At 47.0% G+C, this 17,187-nt stretch carries 13 protein-coding genes; 8 read left to right on the top strand and 5 right to left on the bottom strand.

What is annotated here, in order from left to right:
• Positions 1–167: 167 nt before the first annotated feature.
• Positions 168–1,349, bottom strand: a complete 1,182-nt coding sequence (locus tag MN210_RS08255; protein ID WP_155587009.1) for an outer membrane protein assembly factor BamD — start codon at positions 1,347–1,349, stop codon at positions 168–170.
• Between the two features lie 284 nt (positions 1,350–1,633).
• Between MN210_RS08255 and MN210_RS08250 the strand changes: the two genes are divergently transcribed.
• The 3 genes from MN210_RS08250 (at position 1,634) to MN210_RS08240 (ending at position 4,868) form a co-directional block, all read left to right on the top strand.
• The gene (locus MN210_RS08250) at positions 1,634–2,881 is read left to right on the top strand and encodes an RluA family pseudouridine synthase (protein ID WP_338412033.1); all 1,248 of its coding nucleotides are present in this window, start codon (positions 1,634–1,636) and stop codon (positions 2,879–2,881) included.
• Between the two features lie 159 nt (positions 2,882–3,040).
• Positions 3,041–4,132, top strand: coding sequence for a purine nucleoside phosphorylase YfiH/LACC1 family protein (locus MN210_RS08245; RefSeq protein WP_241878214.1), 1,092 nt, complete (start codon positions 3,041–3,043; stop codon positions 4,130–4,132).
• A gap of 94 nt (positions 4,133–4,226) precedes the next feature.
• Positions 4,227–4,868, top strand: coding sequence for a flavodoxin family protein (locus tag MN210_RS08240; protein ID WP_110816729.1), 642 nt, complete (start codon positions 4,227–4,229; stop codon positions 4,866–4,868).
• A gap of 361 nt (positions 4,869–5,229) precedes the next feature.
• On the opposite strand, the gene MN210_RS08235 is transcribed toward MN210_RS08240, so the two are convergent.
• The 4 genes from MN210_RS08235 to tolQ all read right to left on the bottom strand — a co-directional run bounded on the left by MN210_RS08235 (position 5,230) and on the right by tolQ (position 8,850).
• Positions 5,230–6,579 carry a PD40 domain-containing protein gene (locus MN210_RS08235; RefSeq protein ID WP_110816728.1) on the bottom strand — a complete coding sequence of 450 codons (1,350 nt, stop codon included), beginning with the start codon at positions 6,577–6,579 and terminating at the stop codon, positions 5,230–5,232.
• A gap of 100 nt (positions 6,580–6,679) precedes the next feature.
• Positions 6,680–7,570, bottom strand: coding sequence for a cell envelope integrity TolA family protein (locus tag MN210_RS08230; protein WP_338412032.1), 891 nt, complete (start codon positions 7,568–7,570; stop codon positions 6,680–6,682).
• Positions 7,571–7,647: 77 nt separating this feature from the next.
• Positions 7,648–8,097 carry a protein TolR gene (gene tolR / locus MN210_RS08225; protein ID WP_011960789.1) on the bottom strand — a complete coding sequence of 150 codons (450 nt, stop codon included), beginning with the start codon at positions 8,095–8,097 and terminating at the stop codon, positions 7,648–7,650.
• Between the two features lie 12 nt (positions 8,098–8,109).
• On the bottom strand, positions 8,110–8,850 hold the full coding sequence (gene tolQ / locus MN210_RS08220; RefSeq protein ID WP_041773711.1) for a protein TolQ: 741 nt from the start codon (positions 8,848–8,850) through the stop codon (positions 8,110–8,112).
• A 716-nt stretch (positions 8,851–9,566) separates the two neighbouring features.
• Between tolQ and MN210_RS08215 the strand changes: the two genes are divergently transcribed.
• The 5 genes from MN210_RS08215 (at position 9,567) to MN210_RS08195 (ending at position 17,132) form a co-directional block, all read left to right on the top strand.
• Positions 9,567–10,862, top strand: coding sequence for an NCS2 family permease (locus MN210_RS08215; RefSeq protein ID WP_011960787.1), 1,296 nt, complete (start codon positions 9,567–9,569; stop codon positions 10,860–10,862).
• 430 nt (positions 10,863–11,292) lie between these two features.
• Positions 11,293–14,508 (top strand): bifunctional proline dehydrogenase/L-glutamate gamma-semialdehyde dehydrogenase PutA, encoded by a 3,216-nt coding sequence (putA, locus tag MN210_RS08210; RefSeq protein WP_338412031.1) that lies wholly within the window; start codon positions 11,293–11,295, stop codon positions 14,506–14,508.
• A gap of 75 nt (positions 14,509–14,583) precedes the next feature.
• Positions 14,584–15,273: a 1-pyrroline-5-carboxylate dehydrogenase gene (locus tag MN210_RS08205; protein ID WP_241878208.1), complete on the top strand. Its 690-nt coding sequence runs from the start codon at positions 14,584–14,586 to the stop codon at positions 15,271–15,273.
• 253 nt (positions 15,274–15,526) lie between these two features.
• Positions 15,527–16,285, top strand: a complete 759-nt coding sequence (locus MN210_RS08200; RefSeq protein ID WP_011960784.1) for an MBL fold metallo-hydrolase — start codon at positions 15,527–15,529, stop codon at positions 16,283–16,285.
• A 217-nt stretch (positions 16,286–16,502) separates the two neighbouring features.
• Positions 16,503–17,132, top strand: coding sequence for a hypothetical protein (locus tag MN210_RS08195; RefSeq protein ID WP_338412030.1), 630 nt, complete (start codon positions 16,503–16,505; stop codon positions 17,130–17,132).
• Positions 17,133–17,187: the final 55 nt, after the last annotated feature.

The following is a 17,187-nucleotide window of genomic DNA, read 5'->3' as shown; positions in this document are numbered from 1 at the left end:
GTCAATCACTTAAATTCACAAGAGACAAGTGACATGATAGAGCATTACAGCGCAATAACCCCTGGCGCCTAGATAGGGTCAGGGGTCAGGGCCAACTCTACATCGCCGACCTTTTAGTATTTATACTATAATCATTTATAGGTTGATATCTAAAAGGTATCGATGGCTTATTGTGGATCCATTTGTTCAGGGTACATCTGGCTTGGGCTTGTAATGCGAGTTTGTGGCTGCGGGCTTGGAACAGGCTGTGCACTTGCATCATCTGGCAGGCCAAGGCCTAAGTTGACACCGCGGCGATTGCTATTAATGGTTGGTAAGTCAGCTTGCGAAGTTGCCGCATTATCGCTAGGCAATTGCATTTGCGCAGCTTGCTGGATAACCTGCTGCTTAGTAGGACCTGTGTATTCACCTGTAGCTGCAGGGCTATCATCGCCATTATTAGATCGGCCTAATTTACCATAAGTGATTTTGTTTAATAAGCTGGCAGTGCGGTTGCTGTTAATACGCACGCCACCATCACGGGTCAGCCACTCAGGATAGTTAATTTGTAATAGGGTTTTGTACTGATTGGCAAGGTCAGTTAAGCCCAACTGCTCATTACTGTACGCCAAAATAGCGATAGACTCAGGGATTTGTTGGCTTAAAGGATAGTACTGGAATACCCATTTGGCACGGTTGGCTGCAGCGACATAAGCTTCACGCTTGATGTACCAACGAGCAGCGCTCAGCTCACTTTCTGCAAACTGATTGTAGATATATGTCATACGCTGAGCGGCGTCTGGGGCGTAGCTGCTGTTTGGAAAGCGCGATAAAAGATCTTGGAAGTTGCTAAATGCCAAACGATAATAAGAGGTATCACGGTCCGCTTGTTGCATACGAGCAATGCTCAAGAGGCTGCTGGTACCGGCATGCATGTTGGCCACACCGCGCACATAGTAAGCATAATCAACCTGAGGGTTGCGTGGATAGAGTTTGATAAACTGCTCAGCACTGGTGGCAGCAAGCTCATAATCTTTAGTCTGGAATTGGCTGTACATCAAGTCAAGTAAAGCCTGCTCAGCATAAGCGCCTGTCGGATAGAAGGTGCGAAGTTCAGTGAGCTGTTCAGAGGCATAAATGTAACGGCCTTTGTCCATAGCTTTTACAGCTTCTTGGTAGTACTGTGCATCAGTCTTCTCTGCGGTGGCCACTGTGTCACTGTCTTTACCGGTGATATTCTTTAGTGTCTGACAGCCAGTTAAGCTTAATAGGCCTGCTGTCAGCACGGCAAAAGCCAGTTTATTTTTGGCAGGTGAGTGAGATGGTTTTTGATTTGATGCCGTAAAAAAAGGAGTTGAAGCACGCTGCATGGAAATCTCCGCAGAATATTTTAGTCAAATTTTAGTCGCCCTAGTGTAGCACGCTACAATCATATTTTGGTATAGGATTGTTAGTGATTACAACGATAATGTTTTTGTGGTCACCGGTTGTAAATGATCTAAGCTAAAACTATCTAAGCTAAAGGGGTATTGTGCTTAATTAGGACAATAATAGCACTATATTGTCCCGACAGCTGCGGGTAAAGCGCTGAGATTTGGTCAAATCATGCTACACTTAGCACATTAAATAGCAACTCAAATTGGTCACACTTATTATGTCTTCAGCATCAAATCTGCAAAATAACCCAAATTACCCTAATCACCCACAAGGCCAAGATTGTCATGCCTCCGATGTCCCCAAAACTCAGCAAAACCAGAGGGATGATACGGACCATGATGCCTCACTAGAGCATGAGCCAATTGAGACGCAGACCAGCAGTACTCAAGATGAGGGCCTATATGATGATGCTGAGTATGACGATGAGCTAGATGACGAGGAGGTGTTGGCTTTTGATGATGAAGCCGCCACTGTAGCCCATAGCGGCGCTCAAGGTGATGCGTTAGAGGTGTCTGAGCTGCATACCGTCACTCAAGAGCAAGCAGGACAGCGTATTGATAAGCTGGCCGCTGATATGTTTACTGAGCATTCGCGTGCTCAGTTACAAGACTGGCTAAAATCTGGCAACTTGACAGTCAATGACCATAATGAGAAGGCCAAATATCGGGTCAAAGTCGGAGATATTGTTCGTCTAGAGGCCAAGCTTGAGCAACACGGCAGCGATCAGCCAGAAGATATTAAGCTTGATATCATCTATGAAGATGACAGCGTGATAGTGATTAATAAGCCGGTCGGTATGGTGGTGCATCCAGGTGCGGGCAACTGGAGTGGCACCTTGGTGAATGGTTTGCTGTATCATTACCCCAATCAAGCACATTTGCCCCGAGCTGGTCTGGTACACCGTATTGACAAAAACACCTCTGGCTTATTGGTCATTGGCAAAACCAAAGCGGCGCAGCTAGAGCTGCAAGAGCAGCTAAAAGATAAAAGCGTCTATCGTCACTATCAGTGTGTGGTGGCTGGTGATGCCCCAAGCCTAGCCCGTCAGCGTACCATTGATGCGCCCATTGGCCGTCATCGCACCCAGCGTACAAAAATGACGGTGACCAGTACCGGCAAAACCGCCATTACTCATATTATGAAAATCACGCCGCTGAGTGACACTTATAGCCTGCTCGATGTGCGCCTCGAAACGGGACGTACCCATCAAATTCGGGTACATCTAAGCCACATCGGCCATCCTATTATCGGTGATGATATCTATGGCAATCGTCAACAGCTCAGAGCAGGGCTTACCCCTGAGCAGCGCCAAGCCATTCAAAGCTTCCCGCGCCAAGCGCTGCATGCTTACAAGCTGGGCTTTATTCATCCTGAGACGGGTGAGTCAATAGAGCTAACCGCGCCACTACCACAGGATATTGTTGAGCTGGCACACACCCTAAGTGATGGCAGCTTTACGATATAACTCTAGGCTTACCGCCTGACACAGTGTGGCCTAAAGACGATAACGGAGTCTAATTAATAGCAGCTTATAATCACTAAAAAGCGGTGTGGTCAGTGACTGGCCAAAGCGTAAGTGCTGGTCTGCGATGGGATAAATATACAAGCAAAAGGGTAATGGGTCATGAGCCTTGAGAATACACCTAAGTGTGAGACGACGCCTGATGTGCAGCTCAGTGATGAGCACAACATTGTTGCACCTTATCAGGTATTGGCGCATACCAAAGCGGTTTTGGTATTGCAAACCGATGCCGGTGATATTTTGACGCCCAATCCAGAGGGAGTAAGCTTTGGTAACTTCAATTTAGGCCTGCATGTGCAAGATGATCCGCGCCAAGTACTACACAACCGGGCGCAGTTGCTACAGTATATCAATGCCTATTTGCAGCAAAATAGCTTGCAAGAAGATAACGTTGATAAGAGCCAACAGGCAATAAAAAGTATCCATTGGCTCAATCAGATTCACAGCAATAAAGTGTGCCGCATTGGCGATAAGCATGTAGATTCAAGTGCCGCCTCGCTATCATTAGTACCGGCTTCAGCCGATGCCTTGGTAACAGATTTGCCGCAGCAAGCCTTGGCGATTATGACGGCAGACTGCGTACCCATTGTCTTGCATGATCCTACTACAGGGCAGATCGCAGCGATTCATGCCGGCTGGCAGGGTCTGGCCAATGGTGTCATTGCCAAGACCTATGCCGCTTTATCACAACATGCCCTGCAGCATAAGGGTGAGGCGACACAGGTTAGTGAAGCAAGTGGTCGCTTAACGATTCAAAAACCGGCCATTGAGGCCTGGATAGGTGCTTGTATTGGTCAGTCTTGTTATGAAGTCTCCTCTGAGGTGGTGGATAAATTGCTTTTAGGCTGTGCTGAGCGCGGTATGGATGCCAAGCAGCTTGAGGTTATCAAAGCACAAATTGTGGCGCCGCATGATGATCCGGACAAAGCTTGGCTGGACTTACCAAAGCTTGCCCAATTGCAATTGGCAGAGTTGGGTATTGCGCTGACCTCTGCCACCAACCAGCAAACTAATTTAGACATTAAGCCTGTCATCGAAGCTGAGCGACATATGTCTAAGGATGAGCAAAGCTATACACCGATTGCTTATGCGTGTAGTTATGCTAATCGTCAGTATTACTCTTATCGGCGCAAGACCCATTTAAATGAGACGCATACTGGGCGTATGGCGCTGGTTATTGTGCGTCTGCATTAGCATGCTAAGATGTTGTAGTTTGTTAGCAATATTTGCAAATTTGGTCTAGGTTAGGTTAAATAGGCCCTTTATAAAATTAGGATAGTTTTAGCTCATGACCGTATCCAATGTCCCTACTGATTCTCATGTTGCGTCCAAGCCGGCGCTAAAGATGGCCATTATCTACCATAGCAATTATGGCCATACTCGCAAAGTTGCTAAGGCTATCGAGGCGGGCGCACAGGCCTATGTGCAGTCGACCGCGAAGCGGCATGTGGAAGTTAGAGCGCTGGATGTGGATGAGATGGATTGGGAGTTTGCTGATGCCGCTCAAATGATGGTGTTCGGTAGTGCGGTTTATATGGGCAGCATTACCGCCGAGTTTAAGACTTTTATGGACAGCACCTCAAAGCGCTGGTTCCATCGTAAATGGCATGGCAAGTGGGCAGCAGGATTTGCCAACTCAGGTGGATTAAGTGGGGATAAGCTGGCCGCATTGCAGCAGATTTGTGGCTTTAGCATGCAGCATGGTATGAACTGGGCCGGCTTTCCGATTATGCCGACAGGCCATACTGAGCAAGATATTAACCGTCTGTCGAGCTTTTTGGGGCTGATGACGCAGTCAGGAGATGCCTCACCTGAGGTGACCCCAGGCGAGGGCGATATCAAGTCAGCTAAGCTGTTCGGCGAGCATCTGGTGCAGACTTTAATCAGTCAGCCGCCTTATTTACCGCAGCTGTCTGAGCCGCAGGCATAGGCGTTTTGGATAGACTAGGCAGCGGATGCGATAAGGGAGATGATGAGCCAGGTCCTGAGGTGACTGGTATCGGGCTTCCTGCCATCTGAATGTGTTGACAAGCGCTAAGCGTCGATAGCATAACCGTGACGCTTGCTACGGTGATAAATTTTCGGACAAAGAGGATAGGGGTAGATAACATAGCTTCAATCTTCAAGGTAGTAGCGATAACTGATAAGGGCAGCCAGGCGGATAACAGGCCAAATATGCGGTGTTTATATCTTGGTATATTGAACTGAACCCCATAAGTTGGACACAACTTATGGGGTATTTTTATGCTTGTTTTTTGTGGGTTATAGCGTAACGACGCACCCCCATCAGATTACTGGGCGCTGGGTACCCAAACTGGGAATTTGGCGACACCTTCTGTGGGTAGCGTTATGGTCTTACCGCCATCGACGTAGCGAATAACCAGATTGCTGTTTTTGGTACCTTGTGAATATACCACACGCTCACCGGTGGGTGAGAACTTAGGGGCAGCATCGATGCCAGTGGCACCGTAGTTGGCAACATTTGAACCATTACTGCTCATAATGGCGGCACTACGACCACTTAGATAGCCAATTTTTGTACCGTCCGGGCTTATGCTTGGGTTTGCAGCATATCCACCGCGTGATATTTGTACCGGTGATCCTGAGAAGCTATAGCGATAAATATTGGGGCGATTGGGGCTGGCATGATCGGAGACGAACACAAAGCTGCCATTTGAAGCGTAGCTTGGACTTAGCTGATCATAAGGCAGACTGATGATTTGTTCTGCTTTACCGCCTTGGCTACTGACTCGGTAGATATCAGAGTCACCATTGACTGTGCTTGAGAATAAAATCTTGCTGCCATCTGGTGAGAAGCTAGGGCTAAGATTACTGCCTTTCATGTCGACCAAGCGGGTTAATTGGCGAGTCTGTAAGTCCTGCTTCCACAAGTTGGCACTGTTGTCTTTTAACTGTACTGAGTAAGCCACAAAGCGCCCGTCAGGAGAGATGGCTGGGCTATAGATAGCCGCATCGATCACTTGTGCCAATAGGCGTTTGTTACTGCCATCGGCATCACTTAATATCAGCGATGAGGTTTTTGATTTGCCACTGCCTTTTTCTTCAACATAGACCAGTCGAGCGTTTAAGTCGATTTGTTTACCGGTTAGCAGCTCATAGATCCGACCTGCCGCCTTATTGGCAGCCGTTTTTTTATCGACACCCTGAACCATTTGAGTGCCTTTAATAATGCGGCCTTGGGCCACCTCAATGACTTCAAAGGTAATGCTGGTATTGCCGCCTTGTTGCTTGCTGCTGCCAATAACCAGATAAGGAATGCCCAGTTGCTGCCAAGCTGGCAAGGTGACAGCCAGATCATCACGGCTGTGTGGCTGACCGATTAAGCCTTGGCTGGTAATCTTTAAAGGAGTGGCTTGTAAGTTGTTTTCAATCAAGCTTGAGACAGTACTGTCACCAGCAAAGGGGACAAAAGCCACCTGGTTTTGATTGGTTTCCCCTTTTTTGGTAATGGTGGCCTCAAGGTCATACTCTTCTTCAGCTGCCTGAGCACTCACGCTCATCAAAGCAGCACTGGCACCAAGTAAGGATATCAGCAGTGTGGTAGTCATTGCCGCAAAGCTGCGGCGAGCGGCGGTATGACCAAAAAGGTTAGGCTGTTGTTGTAAGGGTGTCAAAGTCATGAGTACACAAGTCCTATCTTTGTTATTTTAATGAAATAAAGCATATTAAGACGTGATTGGGATGTAAAGGGCAGCCGTGTAACTAGCGCTGCTTGCTAGGCTATTCAACCACGAAGTTGAGCTTAATTCTACGGGTATTGGTGCCGACCACAGGGGTTAGGGGACTGGCTTGACGGATCGCCGACTCAAGTGATTGTTTTAGCGCCTCATCTGAGGTGTTGGCATTAACGCTCTGAACGCTGCCATTGGCATCGACGGTCACTGAGACGGATACCCGAGTACCTACACGTCCTACAGGAGGGTTCCACAAGGGCTTAATCATACCGACTAAAGCCCCACTGATATCGCCACTGCTGGCTTTATTGCTACTGCCTGTGGCCGAACCACTTGCGGCAGTTGACTTAGTGCTTGAGCCTTCAGCCCCTGAGGCAAAGGTGGCGGCCACTTGACCTGAATCTTGGCTATTGGCTTTTACTTTGGGGGGGGTACTTGTAGGCTGAGAGCTTAGTGGATTTTGCTCGCCAGCAAAGTCGGTTAAATCATCAGGCTGCGTGATATCAGGTGCCTCTAATGGCTCGCTTAGCTCAGGCTCCGAGCTCACGCTGCTTTGAGGCACAGGCTCAGGGAGTGGCTCATTGCGAAAAAATGAGGACATCTTAGAGAAAGTTGACTCATGGCTTAGCTCTGCGGTGTGCGTAGACTCTGGCACTGACTGGGGGCTAAACTCGGGGGTAACCGGCACGCCTGAGGCCATCATGTTGTCACGATTGGCGCGCACTTCTGCTTGCATGGCCGCCAACTCTTCGGGGGTGACAATACTGGTCTCTATGCTAGGTGTCGTCTCTAGCTGAGGAATGCGGTGCAAAAAGATAATAAGGGCCAATATCGAGCCATGCACGATTAGGCTCAAGATGGCCGGCAATAAGATGCCGTTATCTTCAGGCTCTACAGGGATATAAACACTGGGCGCACGATTTAGCACGGATATCATCTCAAATTAAATAAAAATAAAGCGGATAGGGATTATTGGCTCGCAAGCTTAAAACTTATAAAGGCTTTATCTGAGCCTTAAGGTCTAGAGGGCAGCGGCTGAGCGGTTAATAGGCCCACTTTTTCGACCCCCGCTTGTTGCAAATTGGCCATCAGCTGCATGATCATACCGTATTGATTGTTTTGATCGGCATTAATCATTACTTTTACTTGATCGCCGCCCGCTTGAGCTTGCAGACGCACCAAGGTATCAATCAGTTCTTGCTCTGAGACGGGCATATCAATGTCGTTTTCAAAGCTCATAAAAATCTCCCCATTGCTTTTTAGGGAGACGATCACCGGCATTTGAGCGCCAGTCGCGATATTCTCAGTACTGGCTTTTGGCAAGTCCACATCGACGCCGGTGGTAAGCATGGGCGTGGTCACCATAAATATAACCAAAAGCACCAGCATCACATCGATATAAGGCACGACGTTCATGCTGGCATTGAGCTCTTTTTTATGGCGAGAAAAGGGGCTGGCTTTCATAAAATGCTCCTTTTATACCAAAGGGGATTGAATATTTTGGGCCGCTGTGGGTACGTCGTTTGAGCTTGCGACAGGCGCTGCGCCCGTCTCATAGGTTTCACGCTGTAACATACCGGTCATCTCATCACAAAATAAGGCACGGCTGTCATAGATGCCCGCAGCTTTGGCAGTAAAATGGTTGTAAGCCAATACCGCAGGGATGGCAGCAAATAATCCCATCGCGGTGGCAATGAGGGCCTCAGCGATACCTGGTGCGACAGCCGATAAGCTGACTTGTTCTACCTGAGCCAGACCCAAAAAAGCATTCATGATCCCCCAGACCGTACCAAATAGTCCAATATAAGGGGAGACTGAGCCGATGCTGGCAAGTACCGCAAGGCCTGACTCTAATGACTGCTGCTGACGACCTAAGCCGACACGTAGCTTACGCTCAACACCGTCAATAATGTGGTCTTTAGGCTGACGCTTTTTATTCATACGCAAAAATTCAGAGAAACCCACATAAAAGATATTGGCCAAACCATGTCTGTCTGGTGAATTTTGGATCCCCTGATACAGCTTAGAGAGGTCTTCACCGGACCAAAACCAGTTTTCAAAATGCTGGTCTTGACGCTTAGCAGTCCCCAATCGGGCACTTAAGCGAAAAATTAATACCCAGCAGATAACGGACGCCAACAGCAAAATAGCCATGACGATTTGAACCAGTAAACTGGCCTCGGTAATGAGGGCAATAAGATTGATAGACTCTGGCATGAATGAAATACTCGCTGTAATAAAAAACTCAAGATAAAAGGGGGTTAGCATCGACATAACCCAATATTGCAGATTATGCAGTATAGTGTCGCATACTTAAAGGTATTGTTAATAGATTTTATGGTGCCGGCATAAATTGCAGCTCAAAGCTTGATTGACCAATAAAGCTTTAAAAATAAAGCGTGATAACAACAACTGATATTAAATATAAAGTAAAAAATATAAGATATAGCTGCTAAAAGTTATAAAAGCACATCCATCGGCTAAAAAAGGTAGACTAATAGACAGACTCATTCAAGGATTAGGCAAACTCAATCGCTGTGCAATTGGGTGCTACTTGAGGTTTATTATACCTGAATCTAACAGTGCCTCCTTATTTTAGTGGCCCATTATGCTCGCTAAAACAGTCAAGATAAACATCATTACAGCCAACACAAGGCCAAGATGACGTCAGTCAAAACAACCTATAAAGCAGTTATGGCTGAACTGAGCTCATTAAAAATAGTGATTATTGACAAATTTGCGTGTATTTTTTTAGCAAAATTAGTAAAGGTGTACTAGTTTTGGCATGAATCCTTTATAATTCCACCTTTTTTATTTATCTTAATGCTTTATTTCTCTTTGTCTGTTTTCAGTTAAACTGTTAAAAACAGGCGCTATCCTTTGGTTTTTCAACCCAAATAAACTCAGGCTACTATCTGTGCAGGCTATTATTTATGAATGCAATTGAGCGCTATTTTGGCATTGACGGTCAAAACACCACGATAAAAACAGAAATCCTAGCAGGATTGACCACGTTTTTAACGATGGCATACATTATCTTTGTGAACCCCAATATTTTATCCGATGCAGGAATGGATAGAGGGGCTGTGTTTGTGGCAACTTGTTTGGCCGCTGCGGTGGGCTGTTTTATCATGGGTATTTATGCCCGCCTGCCTGTGGCTTTAGCACCGGGTATGGGATTAAACGCCTTTTTTACTTATGGCGTAGTGTTAGGCATGGGATATAGCTGGCAAACGGCGCTAGGTGCTGTGTTTTTATCTGGCTGTATTTTTATCTGTTTAAGCTTATTTAAAATCCGTGAATGGGTGATTGATGCCATCCCTAATAGCTTAAAGCAAGGCATTGTGGCTGGTATCGGTGCGTTCTTAGCGTTTATCGCATTAAAAAGCTCAGGCGTTATTGTGGCCAATGAAGCGACCTTTGTAAGCTTAGGAGATTTACAGCAGTTCTCTCCTGTGATGGCGGCTTTGGGCTTTTTCTTGATTATCGGTCTGGCTTATCGCAACATTCCAGGGGCGGTGACCATTGGTATTTTGGCAGTGACTATCATCGCTTTGCTAAGCGGTCAAGTTGAGTTCCAAGGCATCATGTCTTTGCCACCGGCTATCGCGCCAACCTTTTTACAGTTAGACATCGCTGGTGCCTTTGATATTGGTATGATCAGTGTCATTTTTGCTTTCTTATTTGTCGATTTGTTTGACACCTCAGGCACATTAATTGGGGTAACCAATAAAGCGGGCTTGGTGGACAAAGATGGCAGAATTCCAAACCTTGACAAGGCACTACTGGCTGACTCTACAGCGACAGTGGCGGGCTCATTACTGGGTACGTCATCGACCACAAGCTTCGTGGAGAGTACTGCAGGTGTGGCAGCAGGCGGCCGTACAGGCTTGATGGCTGTGACTGTGGGTGTGCTGTTTTTACTTAGTATCTTCTTTGCTCCTTTAGCCGGTATGATTCCTGCGTACGCCACAGCAGGTGCTATTTTTTACGTTTCTGTATTGATGCTATACACTCTAAAAGATATTGATTGGGAAGATTTGACGGAAGCTGCGCCTGTGGCCGTGGTGTTATTATTAACGCCCCTGACTTATTCTATTGCCGATGGTATTTCGTTAGGTTTTATCACTTACACTGTAGTAAAAGTGTTGACCGGTAAGTTTGAACAAGTTGGCCCTGCGGTGTGGGTATTGACGATTATCTTATTGGCTAAAATCGTATTTTTATAATCTCTAGCATTGGGCTTGATAGGTATGATAATATTCGGCCATCAAGCTCATAACCTCAATCAACGCCGTAGAGGTTTTTCTTTATCAGGTCATAAGTAGGCATTCTGCGCCTCTTATGGCCTGATTCAATAAAGAAGAAGGCATTAGTGAGTTTGTTTTACCGATACTGCCTATAACTTAGGTGGCTAAAAAGTAATACAGCTTGTGTTCACTAAGCCAAACATTCTTCAACTCATTACTTTGTTAGCCTTACTTTGCCCAAAGTTAACGTCGACTGCCTGTTCGCCAATGGTCTGTTCATAGGTGCGCTAGCGGGTGCTTGTGGTATGGGCTTTATCTTTTAAATTTAGACTTTGATTTTTTTGTGTTTTTATTCTTTTATCCTATTTTTAGACCATTTTAGTGTCACCTGAGTATCAATGGAGTTGATATGAATTTCCCCAATCCGTTTTATCCGCAAAACCCCATCTCTTTTTCGCCAGAACAGGTGCTGGACCCCGCTTTTATTAATAGGCCACCAAGCGAGCTATTTAAGCTAATCTCGCCCTTATATAGTGCCGATGAGGACCAATGGCTTGGGGCTTTATTACCCCTAGCTGAGCCTAGGCTTAAAGAAGGCGTTGACGAGCGTTTGGCCATTAGCGATCAGACCAAAAGCTTAGTGGAGCATGTGCGTAGCAATGACAAAGCGGTCAAAATGGTGGACTCGCTGTTATTAGAGTACAGCCTAGATACCCAAGAGGGTATTTTGCTCATGAGCTTGGCCGAAGCTTTGATTCGAGTGCCAGACAATGCCACAGCCGATGCGCTTATCCGTGACAAAATGAGCGTTGCCGATTGGAAAAAACACTTAAAAGATGACAATGGCTTTATCGTTAATGCCTCAACTTGGGGGCTGATGATGACTGGCCGTGTGGTCAGCGTGGATTCTTCAACCACGGCAGCAGGCTTCTTAGATCGCATGACCAAGAAGATGGGTGAGCCTGTGATTCGTAGCGCCATGCAGCGTGCGATGAAGATTATGGGCCATCAGTTTGTGCTGGGTGAGACCATTGAGGATGCCAATCGCAACAGTCAGCCTTATCGTAATAAAGGATATACTTACTCCTTTGATATGCTTGGTGAGGCGGCGGTTACTCATAAAGATGCCGAAAAGTACTTCAGTGATTATCTGCATGCCATTCGCTCAGCGGCGCATGTGCAAGTCAAAGAGGGTATGCCTAAGCCTTCGGTTTCTATTAAGTTATCTGCGCTGCATCCACGTTATGAAGCGACCCAAATTGATCAGGTGCTAGGCTTGCTGCGTCAGCGTTGTATCTTACTGATTGAAGCGGCGCGTGAGGTAGATGTCGATATCAGTATTGATGCAGAAGAGGCCGACCGCTTAGAGGTGTCGTTAAAATTATTTGAGTCTTTATACCGAGACAACATGACTCAAGACTGGGATGGTTTGGGGCTTGTGGTACAAGGCTACTCGAAACGTGCTTTGGCGGTGCTGGCGTGGCTGGCAAGCTTATCAAAAGAGGTGGGCGACCGTATCCCTGTACGCTTGGTAAAAGGCGCATATTGGGATTATGAAATTAAATTGGCTCAGCAAAAAGGCATTACCGGCTATCCGGTCTGGACCCGCAAAGAGGGTACCGACGTGGCATATCTGGCGTGTGCCCGCTTCTTATTAACAGAGCAAATTCGTGGTGTGTTGTGGCCACAGTTCGCCACACATAATGCCCACACTTTATCGTCTGTGATGACCATGAGTGATCATAGAGACTTTGAGTTTCAGCGTCTACACGGTATGGGCGATGCGCTGTATGATCATATTTTGCAAGCGTACAATATTCCGGTCCGTATCTATGCGCCTGTGGGTGCCCACAAAGATTTGCTGCCGTATTTGGTGCGCCGCTTATTAGAAAACGGTGCCAACAGCTCATTTGTGCATCAGCTACTCGATAAGAGTCATCCTGTTGAGAAGCTGACCGTACATCCTTACGATAAATTGACGGCACATGAAACCCTGCATAACCCTCGTATTCCGATGCCGCTTGATATCTATGGTGGCCGCTTGGCAAGCTTTGGGCCTAATATCTTCGTTGAATCGCAGTGGCAGCCCTTTAAAGCGGCCGTTGATGCGCACCTAGCGCAGACTTGGCAAGCCAATCCGATTATCAGTGGTCAACAAATCACTCAAGACAGCCATCAACATTTAACGCTTAATAACGTGGTGGCGCCTTGGAACCATCAAGTGGCTGTTGGTGAGGTGGTGTTTGCTGATGCCAAACTGGCTGCACAGGCCGTTGAAGCGGCGCATCAAGGCCAAGATAAGTGGCAGCAAGTCTCTGCCAGCGAGCGTGCGGCCATATTGAAGCGTACCGCTGACTTGTATGAAGACAACTATGCTCAGCTTGTGGCCATGTGTCACAAAGAGGCTGGCAAGACCTTACAAGACAGCATTGATGAGGTGCGAGAGGCGGTTGATTTTTGTCGTTATTATGCCGAAGAAGCTGAGCGTTTAGAGCAACAGACTCACAGCTTTACTGATATCAATGGTAAGCAAGTCACCCAAAAAAGAGCGCCTCGCGGCACCATGGTATGTATCAGTCCTTGGAACTTCCCTCTGGCCATTTATACCGGTCAGATCATGGGCGCCTTGGCAGCTGGCAATACTGTGGTGGCCAAACCAGCTGAGCAAACCAGCTTAATTGCTTACTTTGCGGCGCAATTGATGTATCAAGCCGGCGTACCTGAGTATGCGCTACAATTGGTGACCGGTGCCGGTGAAGTGGGCGGTGCCTTGACCTCATCAGCGCACATTGATGGGGTGGTATTTACCGGATCAACTCAGACCGCACAGCTGATTAACCGTGCGCTACACTCTGAGGAGCGCTTGCAGCAAGTGGCTGAGCTGTTTGGTGATAAAAAACCACTGCCTATTTTGATTGCAGAAACTGGTGGTCAGAACGCCATGATTGTCGACTCGACTGCCTTGCCTGAACAGGTGGTAAAAGATGCAGTAATGTCAGCCTTTGGTTCTGCCGGCCAGCGCTGCTCGGCATGCCGTATCTTGTGCTTGCAAGAAGATGTGGCCGATAGTGTCATTGAGCTGCTAAAAGGCAATATGGCTCAGCTTATCGTGGGTAACCCAACCCAAGTATCGACTGATGTGGGCCCAGTTATCGACCAAGACGCTCAAAAAGGTCTGCGTGCCCATATAGAGCAAATGCGTAAAGATGACCGAGCACGCATTATTGCCCAGACACCGATCAGTGCAGACGCCGCTCATAACCTCAGTAACAGCACCTTTGTATTGCCGACAGCCGTTGAAGTGGCCAGCATTGATGTGATTGGTGGTGAGCACTTCGGTCCTATTTTGCATGTGCTACGTTACAAAGCGGGCAAGTTAGATGAGCTGATTGATGAAATTAATGCCACCGGTTATGGCTTAACCTTGGGTATTCACAGCCGTATTGAGACTGTGGCCAATCACATTGAGCGCCGTACCAAAGTGGGTAATACCTACATTAACCGCAACCAGATTGGTGCGGTGGTAGATGAGCAGCCGTTTGGTGGTAGTGGCTTGTCGGGTACCGGTCCCAAAGCCGGTGGCCCTCGCTATGTGGCCAGATTGACCCAGTGGCAGACGCTATAAGCGCCATTATTGCACTCAATCTCACTCAATACAGGGGAGCTTACGCTCCCTCAATAAGGATATTAAGGAACGCTCATGAGTAAAGTATTTAAACAAGATCAAGCCAAGCAGTGTGAAGCTTGGGCACAGCTTGGTGCGGTCAAACGCAGTCAAATTCTGGCCGCTGCCTGTGACAAATTAGCCGCGCTTAGTGAAGATAGTGTTAAGGCCACTTATTTATTTAATCATCTATTAGCGCAAGCGGCGTCGCTTGATACGGTAAATCGCTTAAGCGGTGCTACTGGTGAGTCGAATGATCTGTATTTGGCTCCACGTGGCAAATCTATGGTGCTTGGCACCGAATCAGCCTCAGCCACTGCTGTCTTGGGACAGCTTGTGGCTGTATTGCTGACGGGTAACGAGGTGATTTTACGTTTTCAGCAGCAGCAGGTATGCGAGCAAGCAATTGCTGCCTTGCAAGAGGCCGGTGTCTATCCTGGGGTAATGAGTATTGCCAATGACTCAGAGCTGACCACGTTGCTACACATTAGCCGTCTGGCGGTAATTGCTGCTGCAGGGTCGCTACCACAGCTGGCGCAAATCGGCCAAAACCTTGCCGAAACGGATGGCATACTAACCCAGTTGGTGCCGGTCACTGATCTTGAAGGGCTTAGCCAAATGTTTGCGCCAGATTATCTGGAGCGCTTTTGCAGTGAGCGTGTGAAGACAGTAAACACCACCGCCATCGGTGGTAATGCCAGCTTAATTGAGCTTGGTATGGGCTAGTTTGCTGGTGGTGATTTAGCAAGGTTAAGTCGATAAATTATGCGTTAATACGCTGTGATTGAGCTTAACGCTAAGGCCGTGCAATACCTATTTGAGTATTGCACGGCCTTATTTTTTTAAGGCATCGCGTCAGGCATTATCTAATTTGGTCAAGGCAGTCAAACTGAGCCGTAAAGCCAAAAAAGTGTTTGTGTTACTATGAGAAGCTGGCCATAAGCGATGGCGTGTATGTGATGATGAATAAGGATGTTTTATGAGTTTGCCGAATATTATTCAGCTAGATGGGCACATTCAAACCTTGTATTTGGCCGTCTATCCGGACAAGTTGCTGCTGTTAGATGGTGGCTGCCGCTGTGATGTGTCTTTGGTATTAAGTTATATAACAAATGAGCTCAAGCGGCCCATTACTGATTTAAAAATGGTGGTGGTTACCCACATGCATGTGGATCATGCAGGTGGGGCATTAAGCTTTAAGCAAAAGACCGGCTGCGTTATTGTCTCCTCAGACAATAATACCCAGTGGTATCAGGGTATTCATGGGCGTGCGATGCATGTGATTGATATCGGCCTGGCTTATTATGTGGCCAGACGCTTAGGTAAGCCGCTTAAATACTTGTGGTATCCGGCATATTTGACCCCAGACATTCAGGTAAAACAGGGCGATAGGCTACCAGGCTTTGAGGATTGGCAAGTGATGTCTACCCCAGGACATACCGACCGCGACTTATCCCTTTATCATCCTGAGCTTGAAGTGGTATATACCGCAGATTTAATTGTCAAGCTGCGTCATAAATTCGTCGCACCAATGCCCGTTTATTGGCCGAAGCGTTACCGGCAGTCGCTCGAGATGATTAAACAACTTCGACCAAAGCAAGTGATGATGGCCCATGGTGGTGCAAGATATATCGAGCCGGAGCTGTTTGATCAATTAATTGCAAAAGCTCCCAAGCAGCCATTCACTGTCAAGCGCACCATAAAGCATAAGCTGTCTTGGTGGTCTACTAAAAAATAGCCTAAGCAAAAATAAATCAAAGCTGCTTGATGCAACATTTACAAAATCATTCAATGAGTACCTTGACCGCTCAATTGACCCCTCAGATATCAATCATCTCGACATCAAAAACGACATTAACTGACGTATAAAAACCAAAGTTAACGATTGTTGCCTTGTTATGCGCTTAAAAATTGCTTAATCTGAAAGCACATATTAAAAAGGATATAACTCAAATATGGAATCACTATCTTTCATACCGTTAACTGTGGCTTCGGTTTTGTCATCATTTACTGGAACCAACGGAACTGTAGAAGAAGCCGTAATTAGTACCCATACCAGTCCTGAGATTGCGGGCTTATGGGAGCTTGATTTGCAAGCTACCCCTGACTTTGCTGACACAAAAGACAGTGCGGTAAAACCAGTACAAAGCAAAGAGATGCAAGACTTACTTGCTGCCATTAAGGAATCTAGCCGCGCCAGCCAAGCGGCCGATGATGCCTTAGCAAAGGCTCAAAGCCAAGCGGCCGCCGCCGGTGATGTACAAGCTCGTCAGGATTTATTGGCTAAAGACAGCTGCCGAGAGCGCTATAACTTTGGCGCTGATAGTGCCCTAATCACCACCAGTGGGGCTGAGTGGACATATGGCAAGTATGTGTATCAGCATCAAGAAGAGGGGCTACCAATTATTGCCATTACCACCACTTATGACAACAATGAGCCAGACTGCTCTGGCAGACAAGTGGATCAAAAAGGTGAGGCGATTATTGCGTTTGTCGATTATCAGCCTGAGCAAAGCAAGATGCGTTGGTGTATCGACAAAGACGGCGACAACTGCTTTATGACTTTTCACCAATTACGGCCTTAATTGGGCTGTTATTTAGGTCATCAGATGCTATGATAAAAAGCCACACACCCTTGTT

Origin of the sequence: Psychrobacter raelei, from assembly GCF_022631235.3 — a bacterium.
Classification (GTDB): Bacteria; Pseudomonadota; Gammaproteobacteria; order Pseudomonadales; family Moraxellaceae; genus Psychrobacter; species Psychrobacter raelei.
Note: the sequence above shows the minus strand (reverse complement) of the source record. Positions and strands in the feature narration are given on the sequence as shown.

Coding starts and splice junctions, on each gene's coding strand:
- MN210_RS08255 (WP_155587009.1), bottom strand. CDS start 1,349: ATGCAGCGTGCTTCAACTCCTTTTTTTACGGCATCAAATCAAAAACCA.
- MN210_RS08250 (WP_338412033.1), top strand. CDS start 1,634: ATGTCTTCAGCATCAAATCTGCAAAATAACCCAAATTACCCTAATCAC.
- MN210_RS08245 (WP_241878214.1), top strand. CDS start 3,041: ATGAGCCTTGAGAATACACCTAAGTGTGAGACGACGCCTGATGTGCAG.
- MN210_RS08240 (WP_110816729.1), top strand. CDS start 4,227: ATGACCGTATCCAATGTCCCTACTGATTCTCATGTTGCGTCCAAGCCG.
- MN210_RS08235 (WP_110816728.1), bottom strand. CDS start 6,579: ATGACTTTGACACCCTTACAACAACAGCCTAACCTTTTTGGTCATACC.
- MN210_RS08230 (WP_338412032.1), bottom strand. CDS start 7,570: ATGATATCCGTGCTAAATCGTGCGCCCAGTGTTTATATCCCTGTAGAG.
- tolR (WP_011960789.1), bottom strand. CDS start 8,097: ATGAAAGCCAGCCCCTTTTCTCGCCATAAAAAAGAGCTCAATGCCAGC.
- tolQ (WP_041773711.1), bottom strand. CDS start 8,850: ATGCCAGAGTCTATCAATCTTATTGCCCTCATTACCGAGGCCAGTTTA.
- MN210_RS08215 (WP_011960787.1), top strand. CDS start 9,567: ATGAATGCAATTGAGCGCTATTTTGGCATTGACGGTCAAAACACCACG.
- putA (WP_338412031.1), top strand. CDS start 11,293: ATGAATTTCCCCAATCCGTTTTATCCGCAAAACCCCATCTCTTTTTCG.
- MN210_RS08205 (WP_241878208.1), top strand. CDS start 14,584: ATGAGTAAAGTATTTAAACAAGATCAAGCCAAGCAGTGTGAAGCTTGG.
- MN210_RS08200 (WP_011960784.1), top strand. CDS start 15,527: ATGAGTTTGCCGAATATTATTCAGCTAGATGGGCACATTCAAACCTTG.
- MN210_RS08195 (WP_338412030.1), top strand. CDS start 16,503: ATGGAATCACTATCTTTCATACCGTTAACTGTGGCTTCGGTTTTGTCA.